Here is a 20,357-nt window from a genome sequence, read left to right on the forward strand (position 1 = left end):
CTGCGCGGCTTAAGCCCCCTGGCGGTCGCCCTCGGCAAGCTGGCGCTCGATCCCGAGTATCAGCTTGCGCAACAGTCCTGAAAGCGCTTCTCGCTCCGCGTTATCAAGCGCATCGAGAAACCGGATTTCGCTTTCCATATCGGCCCTGAACGCCTTTTCGGCAAGCGCCCTGCCCTCATCCGTCAGGGCCACCTGTACGCTGCGACCGTCGTTCGGCGATTTCTCACGCCGGATCAGCCCTGCCTTTTCCAGCCGGCCGAGCCGGTGCGTCAGCCCGCCGGACGAGATCATCAGCGAGGCGTACATATCCGTCGGCGTCAGGCGGTAGGGCGGTCCTGACCGGCGCAGCGTCGAAATCACGTCGAACTCGCCGCGATCAAGCCCGAAACCCGCGAATGTCGCCTCGATGCTCGGCCTCACCATGTTCGTCACCCGCAGCGCGCGGCCCAGTATAGCCATCGACGCGGTGTCGAGGTCAGGCAGTTCACGCGCCCACTGTCCGCGCAACCTGTCCACATGGTCGCCTTGCAGCCCGCCCTCTTCCGCCATTTCGACTTCTCCTGATCGCCTTTGGGGCACCCGGCGCTCACCCTACACGGCCGACTTCCGATCTCAAGATATCTCGGCGCGAAGATATTTATCTTGACGCTAAGATATATCCGCTTTAGATATCTTCCTGCAAAGATAAATTTCGCTCTCGACAGGAGACACCCGATGTTCACCGTACGCCGTCACAGCGAGCCCGAACCGGGCCAGAGCCGCACCGTCCGTTTCGAAGGCCGCGATTTCGGCAGCGAGGTTTCGTTCTTCCTCGTCGATGCCGATCCGGGTCGAGGCTCGGCAATGCACAAGCACTCGTATTCCGAGACGTGGATCGTCAGGAAGGGGGAGGCCGAGTTCACCGTCGGAGGGCAGACGACACGCGGTTTTGCCGGTGACATCGTCGTGGCCAGCGCCAACATCCCCCATCGCTTCGAAAATGTCGGCAATGACCGGCTGGAACTCGTCTGCATCCACCCGACCGACCATATGGTGCAGGAGAACGTCTGAGCGCCAGCCGCCTTGCGCCCGCTCGCCGACCCCCGCTAAGATGATGCAAGATTGTTTTACCACATAACAATATTTGCGGAGGACTACCCATGAACCCATCAGGACAGGTCGCGATCGTTACCGGCGGCGGCTCGGGGCTTGGCGAGGCCACGGCGCGCGCACTGGCGGCCAAGGGCGCGAAGGTCGCGCTGTTCGACATCGGTATGGAGCGGGCCGAAGCGGTCGCGAAGGACATTGGCGGCATCGCCGTCAAGTGCGACGTTTCCAGCGCGGAAGGCGCGGAAGCAGCCATCGCGGAAGTCGCCGAGAAGCTCGGCACGCCGCGCATTCTCGTCAATTGCGCCGGCATCGCCATCGCCATGAAGACCACGGGCAAGGACGGCCCCCACCCGCTCGATTTCTACCGCAAGATCATCGAGGTCAACCTCATCGGCACTTTCAACATGATCCGGCTTTTCGCCGCCCGCGCCGAACAGGCCGAGCCGCTGGAGGGCGGTGAGAGGGGCATCATAGTCAACACCGCATCGGTCGCTGCCTATGATGGGCAGATCGGCCAAGCGGCCTATTCCTCCTCAAAGGGCGGCGTCGTCGGCATGACGCTGCCGGTCGCGCGCGATCTTGCCCGTTCCGGCATCCGCGTGATGACCATCGCGCCCGGCATCTTCCGCACCCCCATGCTGGCGGGCCTGCCCGAGGACGCCCAGAAGTCGCTGGGCCAGCAGGTGCCCTTCCCCTCGCGCCTCGGCGACCCGGCGGAATACGGCGCGCTTGCCTGCCACATCGTCGAGAACCAGATGCTCAACGGCGAGGTGATCCGCCTCGACGGCGCGATCCGCATGGCGCCGAAGTAGGCTTCGAGCGGCGCGATGGAGGGAAGCGCACAGCGAAAATCCGGTCCGCTGGCTGGCTTCACCATCATCGAGATGGCGGGGCTTGGCCCGGTGCCGCATGCCGGCCTGATGCTGGCCGAGCTCGGCGCGCGCGTCGTGCGCGTCGAGCGGCTGGCGAAGGAACAGGCTTTCCTGACCCTGCCGCCGCGATACGACCTAGACCGGCACGGCCGGGAGATCGTGCGCATCGACCTCAAGCATCCCGATGGCAAGGCGTTGGTGCTGCGACTGGTCGGCGGGGCGGACGCCCTGATCGAAGGCTTCAGGCCCGGCGTCATGGAGCGGCTGGGTCTGGGGCCTGACGCTGCTCTCGCTGCCAATCCGCGTCTCGTCTATGGCCGGATGACAGGCTTCGGCCAGGACGGCCCACTTGCGCCCCGCGCCGGCCACGACCTTACCTACCTGGCGCTGTCGGGAGCGCTGCACGCCATAGGCCCAAAGGAAGGCCGGCCGGTCCCGCCCCTCAATCTCGTGGCCGACTATGGCGGCGGCACCATGTTTCTCATCATGGGCGTGCTGGCAGCCCTTCTGGAAGCCTGCCGCTCCGGCAACGGCCAAGTGGTGGACGCTGCCATGATCGACGGCGCGTCGATGCTGGCCGCTCCGTTCTTCGCCTTCATGGCCGCCGGCATCTGGCAGGACCGTCGCGGCGTGAACCTGCTCGATTCGGGCGCCCCCTTCTACGACACCTATGCCTGCGCGGATGGCCGCCACGTCGCGGTCGCCTGCCTCGAACCACAGTTCTTCGCCGAGTTCTGCCGGCTGCTGCCGCTGGATGGGCGTTTCACGCAGGCGCAGTACGACCAGACGCTGTGGCCGCAGATGCGCGAGGCTATCGCAGCGCGTATTGCGCAGCGCCCGCGCGACGAATGGGCCGCGCATTTCGAGGCGACCGACGCCTGCGTCGCGCCCGTGCTGTCGCTCCGTGAGGCCCCCGAGCATCCCCACAACCGCGCGCGCAAAACCCATGTGACGACTGATGGCCTGACGCGCCCTGCACCCGCGCCGCGTTTCTCACGCACGCAGGGCACCGTCTCTCCGCAACCGGTGCGAGACGTGTCTGCGATGCTCGGCGCGTTCGGCATCGACGCCGACGAGACGGAACGGCTTGCCAGAGAGGGCGTCATCGGCCGATAATAGGACTATCTTAGTCAACTTATCGGAGCCGTTCCTTGGAAGAACAGAAAAAAGACGTCCTGCGCGAGCCCGACGGCGAGGCTGTCAGGCTTGCACGGACGCTGCTGCGCGCCTCGCGCTACGGGGCACTGGCGGTGCTGAACCTGCAATCGGGCGCGCCGATGGCAAGCCGCGTCGCGGTGGCGAGCGACCATGACGGCGCACCGCTCATCCTCGTTTCCGCACTGTCTGCCCACACCGGCGGCCTCGAGGCCGATCCGCGCTGTTCGCTGCTGCTGGGCGAACCGGGCAAGGGCGACCCGCTGGCGCATGCGCGCATCACGCTCGCCTGCCTCGCAGAAAAGATCACGAAGGATGACCCGCGCCACGCGCGGATAAAGTGGCGGTTTTTGTCCCACAATCCGAAATCGAAGCTCTACGCCGGGCTCGGTGACTTCTCGTTTTTCAGGCTGGAGCCGCAGGCCGCCAGTCTCAATGGCGGTTTCGGGAAGGCGTACGCCCTGCCAGCATCGGACCTGCTGACGGCAGGCACCCACCTCGATGCCATCGCCGCAGCAGAGCAGGGCGCGGTTGCGCACATGAACGACGACCATGCCGATGCCATCGCCAACTATGCGGCATGGTTCGGCAAGGCGACGGAGCCCGCCGAATGGGTGATGACCGGTATCGACGCGGACGGTTTCGACATCGCGGCCGGCGACCGGATCATGCGTATTTTCTTCGAAACGCCCCTCGCCGACGCACAGGATATGCACAAAACCCTGGTCGCGATGGCGATAGAAGCTCGTCGCTCGCTATCCCAAGCCAAGGCGTGAAGGTGCGACACCGGTGCAATTGTGAAGCCTTCTCATAAACTCTTGAGATATCGAAACTATGCGCTACGTTAGGTTGCAGGCAGGCGACGAGGATGCTGATTTGCAACCTGCCATTTCCGTTGGGCGTTATTGCCCCCATAACACCCACGGAAGATGCGGCAACGGGGATACAATGGTTTCTGAGCAACTTGTCGACAACGCCGACATGGTCGCCGAGTTTCTGTCTGCCATCGGCAACGGAAAGCGGCTGGCGATCATGTGCCATTTGCTGGGCGGCGAGATGTCGGTCGGCGAGATCGCGGAGAAGGTGGAACTGAGCCAGTCCGCCCTCTCCCAGCATCTGGCCAAACTGCGCACCATGGGCCTCGTGGAAACGCGTCGCGAGCGGCAGATGATCTTCTATTCCTGCTCGTCGGCGAAGGTGCGCGAGGTGCTGCTGACGCTCGACGGCATTTTCGGCGCGAAGGCGGCTGCCGAATAATTTCCCGGCACGAAGAGCACGAAGCCACGAAAACGGCGAGTTCTTCGGCGCACCTCTCTTGCCCTGAAGAGGGGGTTCCGTCTTGATTCGCGGTCTCAGCCATATGACGTTCATCGTGCGCGATCTCGACCGCATGGAGACGATACTCACCACCCTCCTGGGTGCCCGAAAGGTCTACGATTCGGGCGATCACACCTTCTCCTTGTCGAGGGAACGGTTCTTTCTCGCAGGCGACGGCCCCCGCCGCGCTTTGGATCGCGGTGATGGAGGGTGAGCCGCTGGCGGCACGCACCTACAACCAAGTTGCGTTCAGCATCGACGACGCCGATTACGACGAATGCCTTGCCCGCGTTAGGGCGCTTGGTCTCGATCTGCGCGAGGGCCGCGCAAGGGTGGCGGGCAAAGGCCGTTCCATCTATTTCTACGACGACGACAACCACATGTTCGAGTTGCACACCGGCACACTCGACGAGCGCCTCGCGCGCTATGCCCAAGACAACGAGACGCCCCGTTCGTGATCCGCATCGAAAGCGCCGAAGACCCCCGCATCGCGCCCTACCGCGCCATCCGAGAGCGCGACCTGGTCGGGCGCGAAGGTCGCTTCATCGCCGAGGGCAAGGTCGTGCTCAACGTCCTGTTTTCCGCCCGGCGCTTCGAAGTCGAATCGGCGCTTATCCTGGAATCTCGCCTGTCGGGCATGGCCGCCACGCTCGCGCTGGCACCGGCCGAGATGCCCGTCTACGTGGCCTCGCAGGAGGTGATGGATGCCATCGCCGGCTTCCACATCCATCGCGGCGTACTGGCACTGGGCCGCAGGCGCGACGGCGGCGGAATGGACGCCCTGCTCGCCTCGTTGCCAGAGGATGCGTTGGTGGTGGCGCTGGTCGGCATTTCCAACCACGACAATGTCGGCGCGATCTTTCGCAACGCCGCCGCGTTCGAGGCCGACGCGGTGCTGCTCGACGCCTCCTCCTGCGACCCGCTGTACCGGAAAGCGATCCGCGTTTCGGTCGGCGCCGTGCTGAAGGTGCCTTTCGCTACGGCACCCGACGAGACCAGCCTGTTCGATACGCTGGCGCGCTACGGTTTCACGCAGATCGCCCTGTCGCCGGGCGGTGCGGAGGAAATCGGCGATTTCAGGCGAGCGGGTCGGACCGCGCTTTATCTCGGGACTGAGGGCGAAGGCCTGCCGACCACGCTGATGGCGCGGATGAAGACCATGCGCATCGCCATGTCGGATTCATTCGACAGCCTCAACGTCGCCGCTGCCTCGGCCATCGCGCTGCATCGGCTCTGGCGGGGACGCTGAGCCCTACTGCTTCCCTGCCGCCTGCTGCAGCGCGCGGATGCGGTCCGCAAGGCTGGTCGTTCCGCCTGACGCGCCGTTGGGCGTCTTTTCGGCCAGCGCCTTGCCTATCGGCGAATCGGGTCCGTCCAGCTTTGCCGTAAGATTTACGACCTCGGCCGCCAACTGGTGGATTTGCTCGCGCAGCATCGCCTCTCCCGCCTCGTCGCGGCGCGCGGCCTTGCCTCCGCCCTGATCCGGCTTGTCGCGAAGCCGACCAAGCTCGCGCTCGCGACGTTCCAGCCGGTCCTCCGCGTCTGCCAGCGAGGCGGTCAGTTGCTCGACGCGGCGCTCGAGCCCGGCCACCTTCTTGTGCTCTGCCTTCAGCGCCTCGCGCGCGGCCTTGTTGTCAGCGGTCACCTCGCGCGCTTTCTGGTCGGCCTCCTTGCGCTCGTTACGCAGTATGGAGATGTCGGCCTTGAGCTTGTCGAGCCGCGACTCATGCGCCACCGCCTCGATCTGGCGGCTCGATGCATCGAGGCTCGCCTCGTCATACATCCGGCCCAGCTTTTTCAGCTCGGCGTCGCGCGCCTCCAGCTTGCGCTCGTGCTCCACAAGCCGCTCCGACACGGCCTGAAAATCTTCCTCGCGGTGGGCCAGCTCTTCCTCAAGCTTTGCCGCGCGGGCCTCCAATTGCTGATAGGACTGGCTCTTGACGTCGCGCTCGGTCAGCGCGCGCTTCTGCTCGTCGCGGAGGGCGTTCATTTCCAGCATCTGCGCAGCGACCTTTTCCTTGGCCGCTTTCAGGTTCATTTCCAGCTTGCGGATGGTCATGGCGAGTTCGGCCCGCACGCTGTCCTTTCCGGCCTGTATTTCGTCCATGGTCAGCGGCACGGAGGCCTCGACGCGTCGCCGGGTGAGCGTCACCGCGCGCCGCCAGATCGCTGGCGCAACCAGCAACGCCAGAAATCCGGCGCTCAGAAAGCCGAGGATGAAGAAAAGCGTAGACTGGATCACCGTTTAACGTCCCGTTCGCGCTGCGGCTGCCGCGCAGGCAAATGTCCCGCCTCTATCTGACACGGCGGGCAAGGGTGAATCCAGTGCCGTGCGCGGGCGGCGTGCCTGTTGCGGCACGCACCCGCCGAAATGCGCTCAGAACGGGTTCCAGGTCGGCGACGACGTCAGCTTCAGATAGCCGATATTGAGGCCGAGGCGCGCGCCGACGCCGGTGCGCACGGGCACGAGCATCACCGGACCGTTCTTCAGGACGGTGAAGCCGAGACCCGCCACGACGTAGGCCGAGCCCGCCACGCCGGCATAGCGCTTGTAGAGCGAGGGCACCGCGTCGAGGTTGTAGACCAGAATCATCGTGCGCGAGCCCTGCCCGCCGAAATCCCAGCCGAGCGAAGGCCCCTGCCAAAACACCGAATGGTCGCCGACATTCTTGGTGTAGAGCATGCCTTCGCCGTAGGTGAGTCCGCCGATCAGCGCGCCCGAGCCTTCCTCGCCGAGGATGTAGCCGTTGGGCATCCCGTAGGAGGCGAAGATCTGCTCGACCACCGAGGCGAGGCCGCCCGATGTGGTGCCAAAGAAATGATGCCCGGAATCGAGGATTTCCTGGGCCGTGAAATTCTGGCCCGCGCTGGCGCGCGCCGGATTTGCCGTAGATGTCGCAGCGGCGACCGCGAAGAGCATCGCGGCAACCATGCTGATGACATCTCTGGGAAACAGCCTGCTCAACATGCCTTGAATCTCCGTATCGAACCGCCCCTTGCGCGCCCGTTGGCGCGGACGGCCCCGTCGGCCGCATCGACACGCCAATACGTCTCAAATTATGACGCAAACCTTATCCAATCATTAACCATTGCATTTGCGCCCCGGGCGTTTGTGTCGCAGTGCGCGGAATGCCTGTTTCGCCCGGTGTCGCGCTGCGGTTTGCGACATTGCAGACTTCGGGTTTCCTTGTCGCCGCGCCTTCCGTGTGTAACCAATGTCCACTGTTTGAAGGGGTGATTCGCTGGCCTCGCGCGGCGCGCGGCCCGGGGCGCCGAGTTGATGAATTGCACGATGGGGACGCCTGACGCATGGCCGATATTCTGACCCTTTCCGCCACCGATCTTGCCGCCCTGCTGTGCAGCCGGGTATGCCACGACATCATCTCGCCCGTGGGTGCGATCAACAACGGGCTGGAGCTGCTCGACGAGGGCGGTGCCGACGAGGACGCCATGCGCCTCATCCGCACCAGCGCGCGCAACGCGTCGGCCCGTCTTCAGTTCGCGCGTATCGCGTTCGGCGCCGCAGGCTCGGCCGGCATGCAGATCGACACCGGCGATGCCGAGGCCGTGGCCACCGCCTTTCTGGCAAATGAGAAGCCCACCTTCGAGTGGCGCGGCACGCGCGCGCTGCTGCCCAAGAACAAGGTCAAGCTGCTGCTCAATCTCATCCTCATTGCCAACGCCGCAATCCCGCGCGGCGGCAAGCTGACGGTCGAACTGCACGACACGGAAACCACGCCCCGCTTTACCCTGACGGCCAACGGCCCGATGGTGCGCGTGCCGGCCCGCTTCCTGGAGTTGCATTCGGGCGTCAAATCCGACGAGCCGATCGACGCCCACGCCGTCCAGCCTTACTATACGCTGCTTCTGGCGCGAGAGGCGGCCATGACCATCTCCATCCGCGCCACCGCAGAAGAGATCGTGCTGACGGCCGAGTGAAGCTCGTGCGTTAACCCAATTTTTAGCTAGCTGCTTACGGCGATCTTTACCGTCGGTCCCTACTCTGCCTGCCTATAGAGGCTTGGTGTCCGCACATGGGCGGCACGAAAGGGGTGGACCATGAAACGGTGCATGATCGTCGACGATTCGAGCGTCATCAGGAAAGTCGCGAAGCGCATTCTTGGCGGGCCGGACATGATCGTGGTCGAGGCGGGCCTCGGCGGCGAGGCGCTTTCGATGTGCTCGGCAGATATGCCCGACGTGATCGTGGTCGATACCAGCCTGCCCGACATGACTACCGAAGATTTCATCCGTCAGGTCATAGCTATCGACGAGCGGCAGAAGCCGAACATCGTCATCTGCATGACGGAGTTCGATGTTGCCGCGATCATGCGTGCCAAGCGCGCCGGCGCTATGGGCTACATCCTCAAGCCGTTCGACCGCTCGCAGCTTCTCCAGCGCTTCCGCGAGATGCAGGTGGCTGCTTAGTCAGGCATTCGGCAATGGCAAAAAAGTCGGCCGCCGGCAATGCCGACGGCCAACCCGATTCAAGCTTCTCTACTGCCGACAGCCTATTGCCGACTGCCGATTCTCAGGCGCTTTCACGAACCTCTTCCGGCTCGCGCAGCACATAGCCGCGACCCCAGACGGTTTCGATGTAGTTCTGCCCGCCCGACGCAGCGTCCAGCTTCTTGCGCAGCTTGCAGATGAATACGTCGATGATCTTCAGTTCCGGCTCGTCCATGCCGCCATAGAGATGGTTCAGGAACATCTCCTTGGTCAGCGTCGTGCCCTTGCGCAGCGAGAGCAGCTCGAGCATCTGGTATTCCTTGCCGGTCAGGTGGACGCGCTGTCCGCCCACTTCGACGGTCTTCGCGTCGAGATTGACCACCAGGTCGCCGGTGTTGATGACCGACTGGGCATGCCCCTTGGAGCGGCGCACGATGGCATGGATGCGCGCAACCAGCTCGTCCTTGTGGAAGGGCTTCGTCATATAGTCGTCTGCGCCGAAGCCCAGGCCCCTCACCTTGTCCTCGATGCCGGCCATGCCGGAGAGGATCAGGATCGGCGTCTTCACCTTCGAAAGCCGCAGCGTGCGCAGCACCTCATATCCCGACATGTCGGGGAGGTTCAGGTCCAGAAGGATGATGTCGTAGTCGTAGAGCTTGCCCAGATCCACGCCTTCTTCGCCGAGATCGGTCGTATAGACGTTGAAGCTTTCCGATTTGAGCATCAATTCGATGCTCTGTGCGGTAGCACTGTCGTCTTCAATGAGCAGAACGCGCATTATGTCCCCTTTCCCGCCGCCAAGCCGGGTTCAGCAAGCTTTCGGCGCCGGAATAGCCAAAATTCTGAATCGCAGGCTGCCATGCAATGGTTAACAAAATATGATTCCGCATGGCAAGCGATATTCATCCTTTTCAGCTTTCCGCCGCACCCTATTGAATCTAAACGTGAATCACAAAACAGAAAAGTTAATGTGACAGTTCAAGAAACGCCGCCAAGCGACTCAATATGAGTCACTTTGTCGGGTCCGGCCGTGGTGAGTATCTTTACCCCCCTTTAAGCCCTTCCACGCTATGATTAACAATGCGCGTAAACGAATGGTTACCGAGCGCGCCGGAGTTTAGGAATTTGTTTCCGGGTTGTGCCGTAATGTGCTGCGGCGGCCGGGGAAGAGCGCCAGTGTTTTTGGTGCGAGCGTAAGAGTAAGCGTTCGGGAGTAGCGAGTGATGAAGTCACGTGAGAACCTGGTGCGGCTGAAGCAGTTTCAGGTCAACGAGAAGCGCAAGCAGCTCTTGCAGCTCGACATGATGATCGCCGAGTTCGATCGCATGGCCACGGAACTCGATCTGCAGATCAATGCGGAGGAAAAGAAGGCGGGCATTACCGACACCAGCCACTTCGCCTACCCCACCTTCGCCAAAGCGGCGCGCCTGCGCCGCGACAACCTGAAGAACTCGCAACACGACCTGCAGCAGCAGCGCGAGGCGGCCGAAGCCGCCATGCACGAGGCCGAGGCGGAACTGGCAAAGGCCGAGATGCTGGAATCGCGTGACGGAGGCCGTGCCCGCGATGTCGAGACCGGCGGCCGCAGTGCGATGATAGGCTGACCGCCAGCCTTACAAGCTTTCCCCTATTGAGACCCTGGCCGCAATCGCGCCGGGGTTTTGTCGTTCAGTACGCGAGCCGTCCGCGATCTGCCTGAACCGGGCAGCCGAACGACGGCGCTGCTTGTCGGAAAACGAGCGCACTGGCCGGTTGGGGCGACGACCGAGGCTCCACGAGCAAAAGCCCGACGAAGCGCCGGGCTATTTGCTTCTCATCTGAATGTCGCAGGATCCAAAGATCTGTGCGAAGGTTACGCCAAAACTAGTGCCTGTATTGCTGGATGCGGGTCGTGCGCAGACCGGCCAGCCCATATTCGTCGATCGAGGCCTGCCAGGAAAGAAACTCTTCGACGGTCAGCTTGTAGCGCTGGCACGCTTCCTCAAGGCTCAGCAGGCCGCCGCGAACGGCAGCAACCACTTCCGCCTTGCGCCTGATGACCCAGCGCCTCGTATTGGTGGGCGGCAGGTCGGCGATCGTCAGCGGACTGCCATCCGGCCCAATAACATATTTGACCCGCGGTCTAACCAGATCGGTCATCGTACTCTCTACACAACAACTCTAGGAACCAATCGACACGACACTAACGCGCCGGCTTTAAAAATTGCCTAAGCGCCCTCTAATGCTTAGGTAAGGAATATGAATCCCGCGTTAGGGTTTTGGCGGGCCTTTTAGTCGAATGCCGCGCAAGCGGCTTTGCCCTGGGCCACGGTGGCGCCGAAGGCCTGCTTGACCTATATTGCCGGGGCGGGCATGTAGCCCGCGAAGAAGAGCTAAGCGGAAGCAAACGCGCCATGAACAGCCTCGATCTCCCCGGCCGGCCGGAAGAGACGCGCGTCGTCGTCGCCATGTCGGGCGGAGTCGACTCCTCCGTCGTCGCGGGTCTGCTCAAGCGCGAAGGCTACGATGTCGTCGGCGTAACGCTACAGCTCTACGACCACGGCGCGGCCGTCCACCGGGCCGGTTCCTGCTGCGCAGGGCAGGATATCGACGACGCCCGCCGCGTCTCCGAGACGCTCGGCATCCCGCACTACGTGCTCGACTATGAGCAGCGCTTCAAGGAAACGGTGATCGATCCCTTCGCCGAAAGCTACGTCGCTGGCGAGACACCAATCCCCTGCGTATCGTGCAATCAGACGGTCAAGTTCGCCGACCTGCTCGAAACGGCCAAGGAACTGGGCGCCGATGCTCTGGCCACCGGCCACTACATCCGCAGCCGCGCCAACGGTTCGCACCGCGCGCTCTATCGGCCCGTCGACGCCGATCGCGACCAGAGCTATTTCCTGTTCGCCACAACCCAGGCGCAGATCGACTTTCTCCGCTTCCCGCTTGGCCACCTGTCGAAGCCACAGGTCCGCGCCGAGGCCGAGGCCATGGGTCTCGTCGTCGCTGCCAAGCAGGATAGCCAGGACATCTGCTTCGTGCCTCAGGGCAAATATTCCGACATCATAGCCAAGCTGAAGCCGACTGCGGCCACCCCGGGCGACATCGTACATATCGATGGCCGCGTCATGGGCCGGCACGAAGGCATCCTGCGCTACACGATCGGCCAGCGGCGCGGCATCGGCATCGCATCCGGCGAACCGCTCTACGTGGTCCACCTTGATGCAGAGCGCGCACGTGTCATCGTGGGCCCGCGCGAAGCGCTTGAGACCCGCAAGATTTTCCTGCGCGGCCTCAACTGGCTTGGGGATAACGACCTTACCGCGCTGCCGCCGGAAGGGCTGGAGCTCTTCGCCAAAGTGCGCTCCACACGCCCGCCCCGTCCCGCGGTGCTGCATCACGGTGGCGGCGCGAGTTGGGTCGAGCTGGCCGATGGCGAAAGCGGCATCGCACCCGGACAGGCCTGCGTCCTCTATTCGGACGACGGGGACGAGGCCCGCGTTTTCGGCGGCGGCTTCATCGAGCGTTCCGAGCGTGGGGCAGAGGCAGAGGCGATGTTGTCGCGGCTGGCGTCCCAGCCGGTTCGCCAGAGCGCCTGAGTATTTTTCAGTCAGACGGTATCGGCCAAAGTCCGCATAAAGGCGGCTGGGAAACTGGGCTGGAGCGACGAAACCGCATTCGTCGGAACGCCCGTTGCTCTGAGCCGCTTTTCGATCAGTCGTGCGTGACGGTTCCCGCCGTCAGGATGCGCAGCACCCCGATCGCCTCTTCGCCGCTGGTGCGCGGCTCGGCCCGCGTGCCGATGCACTCAATGAAGTGCTCCAGCTCGCGCGTCAGCGGCATGCCTGCATTCACCGGCACATAGGAAGGCTCGTTGGTCGTGAACGCCCAGTGGCCGCTATCCTGCCACACCGCGTGGCGGTAGACGGCCAGCTTGCGGTCCCAAGGCTCGACATCGTCGAACACCGCCATGGCCTTTGTGCCGACGACGGTCAGCCTGCGCTCACGGTAGGGATTGAGCCTCGACGCGAAGAGATGGCTGCGCAATCCTCCCGGAAACCGCATGTGCAGATGCGCGAAGTCGCTCAGGTGATCGAGCAGAGCCGCTCCTTCACCGCGGATTTCCGTCGGCGCCGCTCCGGTGATTGCCAGGATCATCGACAGGTCGTGTGGCGCAAGGTCCCACAGCGCGTCGTTCTCGGTGTGGAACTTGCCGAGCCCCAGCCTGTGCGAGTGGATGTATTTGACCGTGCCGAGCTCGCCCGCATCGATGAGTTGCTTGAGCATCTCGAAGGCCGGATGGAAGCGCAGCACATGGCCGACCATGAAGACGCGCTTGTTGGCCCTGGCAGCCGCGACTGCCTTTTCCGCGTCTGGTACGGTCAGCGCGATCGGCTTTTCGACCAGCACGTCCTTGCCGGCCTCCACGGCGCGGATGGCTGCTGCGGCATGAAACTGGGGCGGCAGGGCCATGACGATGGCATCGATATCCTCGCGCGCATAAAGCTCGTCAGGATCGAGCGCGAGGCATTCCTGCTCGCTGGCGAAACCTTCGGCGCGCGCGGCATTGGCGTCGGACACCGCGTGCAACGCCCCAAGCGCTTTGAGAGTGCGGATGTGGTTGGAGCCCCAATAGCCGCATCCTAGGACGGCGATACGCGGTTTCATGAACCCTGTAGCTGGAAAACTTCGACGCCGAGACATAGTCGCGCGGCGGTGCGAACTCAACCCCCGCGGCCTGCGAAAAGCGTTGCGCCGCATAACCTTCCTATCGGGGTTCTGAATGCTTGACAGCCCCGCCACCGCCCCCTTATATCCGCGCGACCTTGGCAGACGCCCTGCCGCCCCGGGTAACCTGACCGGCGGCACGAAGCGGGCGAATGCAGCGTGGCGGAGTAGCTCAGTAGGTTAGAGCAGAGGAATCATAATCCTTGTGTCGGGGGTTCGAATCCCTCCTCCGCTACCAATAATTTCTTCAAGGCGAACCAAGCTCTTTCATCAGCCGTCGTGTAGCCGCCTTCTCGGCCGCGCGGGTCAATCTCGAGGCAATCCGCCGCGCTGAATGAATAGTATTGGGTCAGACTATCCACATCAACTTTAACGCTAAAGCGCTCCTGTCGATCTTAACCCTTGCCAATCTTGCACCTGATCACAGCCCAACAGCGTTTAGCAACTGCGACCGATTGTTGACGAGCAGGGTGAAGACAGGGCCAATTGCGCTGCGATGGCTATCGCCTAGGTTCAAAGGCCGCGCGCAAGGGTCTGTGATACACAAGAAGCTCATGTTCGTAACGCATCCTTGCGTAAGCTTTTGATCCAGCTTTAGTATTTGGCCCTTCTCAGGCGTGGTCGGCGATCACTGACAGGAAGGCAGGGCCGTAACGGTCGAGCTTGGCTTCCCCGATACCGGGAACGTTCTCCAGTTCGGCTCGTGAGGCCGGACGGGCCGCGGCCAGTTCGATGAGCGTCTTGTCGTGGAATATCACGTAAGGGGGAACGTTTTGCGTGCGCGCGATCTCCATGCGTTTCGCGCGCAAGGCCTGGAACAGTTCGCGGTCGCTATCCGCCAGAGACGATTGCGCTGCGCTGCGCGCAAGCTTGTCGCGCCGCGCGCGCGGTGGCTGCGGCACGCGCAGCATGAGCGTCGGCTTGTCACGCAGGAAATCGCGCCCGGCTGCCGCTATCGACAGTCCCCCGTGGCCGGCGAGGTCGACATCGACCAGGCGCAGCGCGATCAACTGGCGCAGTATCGCGCGCCATGTACGGTTATCGTGCTCGGTGCCGATGCCGAAAGTCGAGACGCGATCGTGGCCTAGCTGGGCGATGCGGTCGTTCTCGACGCCGAGCAGCACATCGACGACATAGGCCTGTCCGAAACGCTCTCCGGTGCGGTAGATGCAGGACAGGGCCTTCTGCGCCGAAGTCGTGCCGTCGAACAGCCGGGGCGGCTCCGCGCAGGTATCGCAATTGCCGCAAGGAGCGCTGCGGTCGCCAAAATAGGCGAGCAGCGCCTGACGGCGGCAGCCGGCGGTCTCCGCCAGACCCAGAAGAGCATCCAGCTTCTGGCGCTCCATGCGCTTGCGCTGGTCGGGCGCATCGGATTCCTCGATGAAGCGGCCGCGCAGTGCGATGTCCTCGGAGCCGTAGAGCATCAACGTTTCGGACGGCAGGCCGTCGCGACCGGCCCTGCCAGTTTCCTGATAATAGGCTTCGATGCTGCCCGGAAGGTCGATATGCGCGACGAAACGCACGTCCGGCTTGTCTATGCCCATGCCGAAGGCGATGGTGGCGACCATGACGACCGCCTCGCCGTGCTGGAAGCGCATCTGGTTGCTTTCGCGCGCGGCCTTGTCCATGCCGGCGTGATAGCAAAGCGCATCGTGGCCCTGCTCGCGCAGCCACGCGGCCGTTTCCTCCGTCTTGCGCTTGGACAGGCAATAGACAATGCCGCTCTCGCCGTCGTGCCGCTTGAGGAAGGCCTTCAGCTGCGCGCGCGGATTGTCTTTCTCCTCGATAGCGTAGCGGATGTTGGGGCGGTCGAAGCCTGCGATGAAGGCATCGGTCTCGGCGATGGCAAGATGGGAGAGGATTTCGGCGCGCGTCGGCTCGTCGGCCGTCGCCGTCAGCGCCATGCGAGGCGTATCCGCAAAACGTGCCACCACGGCGTCCAGCTGGCGATAGGAAGGGCGGAAATCGTGCCCCCATTGCGAAAGGCAGTGCGCTTCATCGATGGCGATCAGCGACAGCTTCACGCCGCCCAGCCGTTCCAGCACATCAGTGCGCATCAGCGTTTCGGGGGCAACGTAGAGCAGGTCGAGGGTGCCGCCATGGACGTCACGCCAAAGGGTCTGGCGATCATCGGCAGAGAGGTCGGAATTCAGCGCCGCCGCGCGCACACCGGCCTGCCGCAGCGCCGCCACCTGATCGGCCATGAGCGCCAGCAACGGCGACACGACGAGCCCCAGGCCGGGCCTCGCGATAGCGGGAATCTGGTAGCAAAGCGACTTGCCGCCGCCCGTCGGCATCAGAACGAAGGCATTGTTGCCCGCGATCACATGCTCGATGATCCGCTGCTGGGGTCCCTTGAACGCGTCGTAGCCGTAGACGGTCTTCAGGATTTCGAGAGCTGTGGCGGTCATGAGCGGCGGGCATCCAGAATCACGGTACCGCCGTTAATAGCAGTTTCGCCGCGTCCGCGAGCCCGGATGCGTCTTTTCGCCCCGCAGTCTACAGCTCTTCGATGCTCATGATGCCCCGCGCAAAGCGGCTCTGGACCAGCCCGGCGAAAGTGTCGGGATCATCTTGCGAAAGCCTCCGGCTTCCCGCTGAGATGTTGTCGATGAGGTAGGCGGCATGCGCGGCGCTGCCTGCGGCAAGCGCGTTGCCAAGCCCCGGCGCGTCCTCAATCCTGATCGTGATCGTCCGGGGATCGGCTTCCCCGTCTACGCGGCGCGAGCGGGCGTGGAGCAGGACGATGTCGCCCTCCGCCTTGTCGAGACCGTTCTGAAGGATCGTGCGCAACAGGTCTCTGCGGTGTCGAAGCCCGAAATCGTCGAGCAGAAGCTGCATGTAGTCGAGATGGCCGGGATAGCGGATCGTGCGGCATGTGAGGTTGCGTATGTTGGTGCCGGCGAAATTCCCGATCGACCCCACCACGCCCGCCGTGCTGAATGCTTCGTAGTCGGTTTGCCCGAGGCGAATGGTCAAAGGCCGCGAGAGAGGTGGTATCTCGACGAGCTCGAAATTCTCGATCGCTTCACAGGGCGAAGTGTATTCCGCATAGAGACCGTCGAGGTTCCATATGAGCGAATAGCCCAGCCGGTTGGTGCGCCGGGCCGGTATGGCGCCAACAGCCAGCTCCACGTCGATCGGCCCGTCTGCCTGCGCGGAAAGTCTTGCGATCATTAGATCGGCCAGCCCAGGCGACACTCCGCAACCTGACAGTTTTAGCGCGCCGTCGGCGTTCGCGGGTGTTTCAGAGGGCATCGAGAAGTCTAGATGGTGGGCGCCTGCTTGCGATGCCACGTTCATGATGCGGGACACGAGCCTGTCCGGCACCGCCGCGACGGCCACATCCGCGCTGCCAAGGAAGGCGTGCAATTGCGTGGCGCTGCTTGCATCCACCTGCCGCGCCTCGATGCCCAGCGAGATGGCTTGCGCACAAGCCTCGTCGGTGCAGTCGCCGACACGGACCTGATATTCCCCTGTCGCAACAAGCATCCGTGCCAGCGCGATCCCGACATTGCCCGCGCCGACGATGGCGACCTGCAGCCTGCTCCCCGCCATCAGTGGTTGAACCGTGACACGAAGCTGGCGAGTCGCTCATTGTCGGGATTGCGGATGATCTCCTCCGCCGAGCCTTGGGCGGCAATCGACCCCTGATCCAGAAACATGACGCGGTCGGACACGTCGGCGGCAAAGGCCATCTCGTGCGTCACGATAGCCATGGTCATGCCGTCCTGCGCCAGCCGGCGGATGACGGTAAGCACTTCGCCCACGAGCTCCGGATCGAGCGCACTTGTTACTTCGTCCAGCAGAAGCACTTCAGGTTTCATCGCGAGAGCCCTCGCTATCGCAACGCGCTGCTTCTGGCCGCCCGAAAGATGGTTTGGAAACGCGCCGTGCTTGTCCTGGAGGCCGACCTGCGCCAGCAGTTCCTTCGCCTGTTCCTCGGCTTCCGCCCGCGGGGTCTTGCACACCACGATCGGGCCTTCGGTCACATTCTCCAGAACGGTCTTGTGCGGGAACAGATTGAAGTGCTGGAAAACCATGCCGACATTCCTGCGAAGGGTTCCGATGCCGATCTTGTCGCCCGCGTCGCGGAACTTGCGGCCGATCTCCTTGCCCCGGAAGCGGATGGTGCCGGCGGTCGGCTGCTCCATCATGTTGAGACAGCGGATCAGCGTCGATTTGCCGGAACCGGAGGGGCCGATAAGCGCCACGACCTCACCGCGCGCCAGCGTCAGGTTCATACCCTTGAGCACTTCCAGCGTGCCGTAGGATTTGCGCAGTCCGATAGCCTGGATGACCGGGTCTCTGTCGATTGATGTATCGCTCATGGTCAGTCACTCGCTCTCAGTCGGCGCTCCAGCCAGTCTGCGGCCTGCGTGAGGGGGAAGAGCACGACGATGTAGAGCGCTGCCATCACCGTATAGGATTCCAGCGGCCTGTAGGTCTGCCCGTTCACCACCGCGGCCATGTAGGCAAGGTCGGCAACCGAGATCACAGATACCAGCGAGGTGTTCTTGAACTGGATCACCGACTGGTTGATGAAGGACGGCAGCATGCGCTTGAACGCCTGAGGCATGATGATGCGCGTTGCCGCCTGCGCCGGGCTCATGCCTATGGCCGCGGCCGCTTCCCGCTGCCCCTTGTCGATCGACAGGATGCCGCCCCGAAAAATCTCGGCGTAGAACGCGCCGACGTAGAGAGACAGCGTCAGCATCGCGGCCACGCGGTTGTCGATGGTGATGCCGACCAGCAGCGGAAACGCGTAATAGAACCACAGCAACTGCACCAGCAGCGGCGTGCAGCGAAATATCTCCTGATAGGTCCGTGCGATGAGATTGAGGATCTTCCAGCTAGACAAGCGCGCGCCGCAGGTGAGCAGACCGATGAGGATGCCGAAAAGGATCGAGCCGAAGGTGTAGACGACGGTGAGGCCGAGACCCCACATGAAAAGGTCCCAATACTGCCAGACGGCATCGAAGTTCCATCTGTACATCAGGTGTCTCCCTCCGGTATGCGAGCGTTTTGGCGCTGCTGCATTGTCGTGATCCCCTTTTGCCTTTGCCGCTTCGGCGCTGGTGGCGAAGCGTGTCTTTTGCTTGATCTCATCTTCGGTTCACGGCAGGCCAGCAACAATATCAGGCTTGCCCGCCGGCTTATCGGATTTCTTGGAAGAGCGGGTTTGCACGGAACCGCGACAGCACGCCCGACAGGTGGTCCAGACTGGTCGTTTCCATCGGCGCCATCGGTGCCCGCAGCTGCGCCGACGCGAGGCCGGCCAATTCCAGCGCGGCCTTCGCCGGTCCGGGGTTCGCTTCGATGAACAGCGCGTCGAACAGCTCCGACAGCTCATCGTGCAGGGCAAGCGCCATCGCCCAGTCGCCGCGCTGCCATGCCGCAACCATCGCGACCATCTCCGCGGGCGCGACATTCGACACGACGCTGGTAACACCCACCGCGCCTGATGCCATGAACGGAAGGGTAAGCCCGTCGTCGCCGCTGTGAATCGGAAAATCGGCGCCGCATGCGCGTCGGATCTGCGTGACGCGCGCCACCGACCCACCCGCTTCCTTGATGGCGACGACGTTCGGGCATTTCTCGCGCAGGATGGCGCAAGTCGAAACCGCGATCTCGATGCCGCAACGTCCCGGCACGCTATACAGCATGACCGGAAGGTCGGTAGCCGCGCAGACGCTCTCGTAGTGGCCGACCAGCCCCCTTTGGGTTGGCTTGTTATAGTACGGCGTTACGACGAGAAGGCCATCGGCACCCGCGGCCTGCGCGCGCTCGACCTTGGCGACCGCGGCGGCCGTGCTGTTCGAGCCGGCGCCGGCGACGACCATTGCACGGCCCCGTGCCAGCTGGACCGTGCGTCGGATGAGCTCGTCGGCCTCGTCTTCGCTGAGCGTCGCCGCCTCCCCAGTGGTACCCACTGGCACTAGGCCGTTTACGCCCGCGGCAAGCTGACGCTCGACAAGCGCATCGAACGCATCGAAGTCGATGCCACCGTCACGAAACGGCGTGACGAGCGCGGTGAAGACGCCGCTAAAGCGGTCGGCCGGAGAAGGTGTCATGGTTTGTCGTTCCCGGTGTTGGATGAATGAGGAAAGCCTCAGCGAGGGTGTAAAGCCCCGGCGCGGGGTTCGTCTCCACGAGCCAGCGCGCTGCCGCGAGAGCGCCGTCCGCATAGGCGGCGAGCGTGTTGACCCGGTGGATCAGCGTCACCTCGACGCCGCCCGCGTCGTAGTGAAACTCGGTGATGTCGGTCGTGCGCCGATCTGCCGGGATCGACAAGGCCGGCGGTTCGAGGATGCCGTCGCGACGCAGGCGGCGGTGCTCTACCTTCTTCGACATGGCGCCGGGCAGCGAGCGGGACAGCATGGACGCGATAGCCTCGACGCAATGCGATCCGGCGGCGAAGTTGTCGCTCATCACCATCGGCCGATGGCGCGCGTGGACGCGCAACATCCTGACCTGCCGCTCGGTGAGCCCGGTCGTACCGATGACGAACGGTATCGGCTTGGCGCCGGACAGGGCCTGGAGCGCCATGGTGGACTCGGGCGTGGAGAAGTCGATCATCACGTCGCAGCGTGCATTGATCGCGGCATCTGCGGCGCGATACGCGATACCGCCGCTCGAAACCGGCTGCCCCACTTGGCGGGACCGGGCCGGTACGATGCAGGAAGCCAACTCGAGACCCGGCGACGACAGGATCGTCTCCACCAATCGCGAACCGACACGGCCCGCAGCACCCACCACGCCTAT

Annotated in this window: 22 protein-coding genes, 1 tRNA gene and 1 pseudogene; 12 read left to right on the forward strand and 12 right to left on the reverse strand. The window is 63.5% G+C overall.

Annotated elements, in window-relative coordinates:
• Positions 1-9: 9 nt before the first annotated feature.
• Positions 10-549, reverse strand: a complete 540-nt coding sequence (locus FY036_RS19175; RefSeq protein WP_148916380.1) for a MarR family winged helix-turn-helix transcriptional regulator — start codon at positions 547-549, stop codon at positions 10-12.
• Positions 550-714: 165 nt separating this feature from the next.
• On the opposite strand from FY036_RS19175, the gene FY036_RS19180 reads away from it, so the two are divergent.
• The 7 genes and pseudogenes from FY036_RS19180 to FY036_RS19210 all read left to right on the forward strand — a co-directional run bounded on the left by FY036_RS19180 (position 715) and on the right by FY036_RS19210 (position 5,682).
• The gene (locus FY036_RS19180) at positions 715-1,050 is read left to right on the forward strand and encodes a cupin domain-containing protein (protein ID WP_148916381.1); all 336 of its coding nucleotides are present in this window, start codon (positions 715-717) and stop codon (positions 1,048-1,050) included.
• An 89-nt stretch (positions 1,051-1,139) separates the two neighbouring features.
• A complete protein-coding gene (locus FY036_RS19185; RefSeq protein WP_148916382.1) occupies positions 1,140-1,901 on the forward strand; it encodes a 3-hydroxyacyl-CoA dehydrogenase in 762 nt (253 codons plus the stop codon).
• 15 nt (positions 1,902-1,916) lie between these two features.
• Positions 1,917-3,077 (forward strand): CaiB/BaiF CoA transferase family protein, encoded by a 1,161-nt coding sequence (locus tag FY036_RS19190; RefSeq protein WP_148916383.1) that lies wholly within the window; start codon positions 1,917-1,919, stop codon positions 3,075-3,077.
• 35 nt (positions 3,078-3,112) lie between these two features.
• The gene (locus FY036_RS19195; protein WP_148916384.1) at positions 3,113-3,892 is read left to right on the forward strand and encodes a HugZ family pyridoxamine 5'-phosphate oxidase; all 780 of its coding nucleotides are present in this window, start codon (positions 3,113-3,115) and stop codon (positions 3,890-3,892) included.
• 172 nt (positions 3,893-4,064) lie between these two features.
• Positions 4,065-4,373, forward strand: coding sequence for an ArsR/SmtB family transcription factor (locus FY036_RS19200; protein ID WP_148916385.1), 309 nt, complete (start codon positions 4,065-4,067; stop codon positions 4,371-4,373).
• An 82-nt stretch (positions 4,374-4,455) separates the two neighbouring features.
• Positions 4,456-4,891 (forward strand): annotated as a pseudogene (gene fosX, locus FY036_RS19205) (FosX/FosE/FosI family fosfomycin resistance hydrolase).
• Positions 4,888-5,682 (forward strand): TrmH family RNA methyltransferase, encoded by a 795-nt coding sequence (locus FY036_RS19210; RefSeq protein WP_148916386.1) that lies wholly within the window; start codon positions 4,888-4,890, stop codon positions 5,680-5,682. Before fosX ends, FY036_RS19210 begins: the two are co-directional and overlap by 4 nt.
• Before the next feature lie 3 nt (positions 5,683-5,685).
• On the opposite strand, the gene FY036_RS19215 is transcribed toward FY036_RS19210, so the two are convergent.
• Both FY036_RS19215 and FY036_RS19220 read right to left on the reverse strand, forming a co-directional pair.
• Positions 5,686-6,675: a coiled-coil domain-containing protein gene (locus FY036_RS19215; protein ID WP_148916387.1), complete on the reverse strand. Its 990-nt coding sequence runs from the start codon at positions 6,673-6,675 to the stop codon at positions 5,686-5,688.
• A gap of 135 nt (positions 6,676-6,810) precedes the next feature.
• Entirely contained in the window at positions 6,811-7,401 is a 591-nt protein-coding gene (locus FY036_RS19220) for a DUF1134 domain-containing protein (RefSeq protein WP_201744811.1), read from the reverse strand.
• Between the two features lie 341 nt (positions 7,402-7,742).
• Between FY036_RS19220 and chpT the strand changes: the two genes are divergently transcribed.
• Together chpT and FY036_RS19230 are read left to right on the forward strand one after the other, a co-directional pair.
• On the forward strand, positions 7,743-8,372 hold the full coding sequence (gene chpT, locus FY036_RS19225; protein WP_148916388.1) for a histidine phosphotransferase ChpT: 630 nt from the start codon (positions 7,743-7,745) through the stop codon (positions 8,370-8,372).
• Between the two features lie 120 nt (positions 8,373-8,492).
• Positions 8,493-8,861, forward strand: a complete 369-nt coding sequence (locus tag FY036_RS19230) for a response regulator (protein WP_148916389.1) — start codon at positions 8,493-8,495, stop codon at positions 8,859-8,861.
• Positions 8,862-8,964: 103 nt separating this feature from the next.
• Here FY036_RS19230 and ctrA read toward each other — a convergent pair whose 3' ends face one another.
• On the reverse strand, positions 8,965-9,660 hold the full coding sequence (gene ctrA, locus FY036_RS19235) for a response regulator transcription factor CtrA (protein WP_148916390.1): 696 nt from the start codon (positions 9,658-9,660) through the stop codon (positions 8,965-8,967).
• A gap of 445 nt (positions 9,661-10,105) precedes the next feature.
• Here ctrA and FY036_RS19240 point away from each other — a divergent pair, with 445 nt between their 5' ends.
• Positions 10,106-10,486 (forward strand): flagellar export protein FliJ, encoded by a 381-nt coding sequence (locus tag FY036_RS19240; protein WP_148916700.1) that lies wholly within the window; start codon positions 10,106-10,108, stop codon positions 10,484-10,486.
• 259 nt (positions 10,487-10,745) lie between these two features.
• Here the strand turns inward: FY036_RS19240 and sciP are convergent, their stop codons facing one another.
• Entirely contained in the window at positions 10,746-11,021 is a 276-nt protein-coding gene (sciP, locus tag FY036_RS19245) for a CtrA inhibitor SciP (RefSeq protein ID WP_148916391.1), read from the reverse strand.
• A gap of 254 nt (positions 11,022-11,275) precedes the next feature.
• On the opposite strand from sciP, the gene mnmA reads away from it, so the two are divergent.
• Positions 11,276-12,463 carry a tRNA 2-thiouridine(34) synthase MnmA gene (mnmA, locus tag FY036_RS19250; RefSeq protein WP_148916392.1) on the forward strand — a complete coding sequence of 396 codons (1,188 nt, stop codon included), beginning with the start codon at positions 11,276-11,278 and terminating at the stop codon, positions 12,461-12,463.
• Between the two features lie 115 nt (positions 12,464-12,578).
• Here mnmA and FY036_RS19255 read toward each other — a convergent pair whose 3' ends face one another.
• Positions 12,579-13,532, reverse strand: a complete 954-nt coding sequence (locus tag FY036_RS19255; RefSeq protein ID WP_148916393.1) for a Gfo/Idh/MocA family protein — start codon at positions 13,530-13,532, stop codon at positions 12,579-12,581.
• 221 nt (positions 13,533-13,753) lie between these two features.
• Here FY036_RS19255 and FY036_RS19260 point away from each other — a divergent pair.
• Positions 13,754-13,830, forward strand: a tRNA-Met gene (locus FY036_RS19260).
• A 373-nt stretch (positions 13,831-14,203) separates the two neighbouring features.
• Here the strand turns inward: FY036_RS19260 and recQ are convergent.
• The 6 genes from recQ to FY036_RS19290 form a co-directional block, all read right to left on the reverse strand.
• Positions 14,204-16,003 (reverse strand): DNA helicase RecQ, encoded by a 1,800-nt coding sequence (gene recQ, locus FY036_RS19265; RefSeq protein WP_148916394.1) that lies wholly within the window; start codon positions 16,001-16,003, stop codon positions 14,204-14,206.
• 88 nt (positions 16,004-16,091) lie between these two features.
• On the reverse strand, positions 16,092-17,150 hold the full coding sequence (locus FY036_RS19270; protein ID WP_148916395.1) for a saccharopine dehydrogenase family protein: 1,059 nt from the start codon (positions 17,148-17,150) through the stop codon (positions 16,092-16,094).
• Complete coding sequence (locus FY036_RS19275) at positions 17,150-17,923, reverse strand: amino acid ABC transporter ATP-binding protein (protein WP_148916396.1); 774 nt, start codon at positions 17,921-17,923, stop codon at positions 17,150-17,152. The genes FY036_RS19270 and FY036_RS19275 overlap by 1 nt, the downstream gene beginning before the upstream one ends.
• 2 nt (positions 17,924-17,925) lie before the next feature.
• Positions 17,926-18,588, reverse strand: coding sequence for an amino acid ABC transporter permease (locus FY036_RS19280; RefSeq protein WP_201744812.1), 663 nt, complete (start codon positions 18,586-18,588; stop codon positions 17,926-17,928).
• A 160-nt stretch (positions 18,589-18,748) separates the two neighbouring features.
• Positions 18,749-19,666, reverse strand: a complete 918-nt coding sequence (gene dapA / locus FY036_RS19285) for a 4-hydroxy-tetrahydrodipicolinate synthase (protein WP_148916398.1) — start codon at positions 19,664-19,666, stop codon at positions 18,749-18,751.
• Entirely contained in the window at positions 19,638-20,348 is a 711-nt protein-coding gene (locus tag FY036_RS19290) for a Rossmann-fold NAD(P)-binding domain-containing protein (RefSeq protein WP_161601171.1), read from the reverse strand. Before FY036_RS19290 ends, dapA begins: the two co-directional genes overlap by 29 nt.
• Positions 20,349-20,357: the final 9 nt, after the last annotated feature.

Source organism: Neoaquamicrobium microcysteis, from assembly GCF_008180155.1.
GTDB classification, from domain to species: domain Bacteria; phylum Pseudomonadota; class Alphaproteobacteria; order Rhizobiales; family Rhizobiaceae; genus Aerobium; species Aerobium microcysteis.

What these genes read in the sequence shown, in the direction of transcription:
- FY036_RS19175 (WP_148916380.1), bottom strand. Translation starts at nt 549, where the DNA reads ATGGCGGAAGAGGGCGGGCTGCAAGGCGACCATGTGGACAGGTTGCGC.
- FY036_RS19180 (WP_148916381.1), top strand. Translation starts at nt 715, where the DNA reads ATGTTCACCGTACGCCGTCACAGCGAGCCCGAACCGGGCCAGAGCCGC.
- FY036_RS19185 (WP_148916382.1), top strand. Translation starts at nt 1,140, where the DNA reads ATGAACCCATCAGGACAGGTCGCGATCGTTACCGGCGGCGGCTCGGGG.
- FY036_RS19190 (WP_148916383.1), top strand. Translation starts at nt 1,917, where the DNA reads ATGGAGGGAAGCGCACAGCGAAAATCCGGTCCGCTGGCTGGCTTCACC.
- FY036_RS19200 (WP_148916385.1), top strand. Translation starts at nt 4,065, where the DNA reads ATGGTTTCTGAGCAACTTGTCGACAACGCCGACATGGTCGCCGAGTTT.
- FY036_RS19220 (WP_201744811.1), bottom strand. Translation starts at nt 7,401, where the DNA reads ATGTTGAGCAGGCTGTTTCCCAGAGATGTCATCAGCATGGTTGCCGCG.
- chpT (WP_148916388.1), top strand. Translation starts at nt 7,743, where the DNA reads ATGGCCGATATTCTGACCCTTTCCGCCACCGATCTTGCCGCCCTGCTG.
- FY036_RS19230 (WP_148916389.1), top strand. Translation starts at nt 8,493, where the DNA reads ATGAAACGGTGCATGATCGTCGACGATTCGAGCGTCATCAGGAAAGTC.
- ctrA (WP_148916390.1), bottom strand. Translation starts at nt 9,660, where the DNA reads ATGCGCGTTCTGCTCATTGAAGACGACAGTGCTACCGCACAGAGCATC.
- FY036_RS19240 (WP_148916700.1), top strand. Translation starts at nt 10,106, where the DNA reads ATGAAGTCACGTGAGAACCTGGTGCGGCTGAAGCAGTTTCAGGTCAAC.
- sciP (WP_148916391.1), bottom strand. Translation starts at nt 11,021, where the DNA reads ATGACCGATCTGGTTAGACCGCGGGTCAAATATGTTATTGGGCCGGAT.
- mnmA (WP_148916392.1), top strand. Translation starts at nt 11,276, where the DNA reads ATGAACAGCCTCGATCTCCCCGGCCGGCCGGAAGAGACGCGCGTCGTC.
- FY036_RS19255 (WP_148916393.1), bottom strand. Translation starts at nt 13,532, where the DNA reads ATGAAACCGCGTATCGCCGTCCTAGGATGCGGCTATTGGGGCTCCAAC.
- recQ (WP_148916394.1), bottom strand. Translation starts at nt 16,003, where the DNA reads ATGACCGCCACAGCTCTCGAAATCCTGAAGACCGTCTACGGCTACGAC.
- FY036_RS19270 (WP_148916395.1), bottom strand. Translation starts at nt 17,150, where the DNA reads ATGGCGGGGAGCAGGCTGCAGGTCGCCATCGTCGGCGCGGGCAATGTC.
- FY036_RS19275 (WP_148916396.1), bottom strand. Translation starts at nt 17,923, where the DNA reads ATGAGCGATACATCAATCGACAGAGACCCGGTCATCCAGGCTATCGGA.
- FY036_RS19280 (WP_201744812.1), bottom strand. Translation starts at nt 18,588, where the DNA reads ATGTACAGATGGAACTTCGATGCCGTCTGGCAGTATTGGGACCTTTTC.
- dapA (WP_148916398.1), bottom strand. Translation starts at nt 19,666, where the DNA reads ATGACACCTTCTCCGGCCGACCGCTTTAGCGGCGTCTTCACCGCGCTC.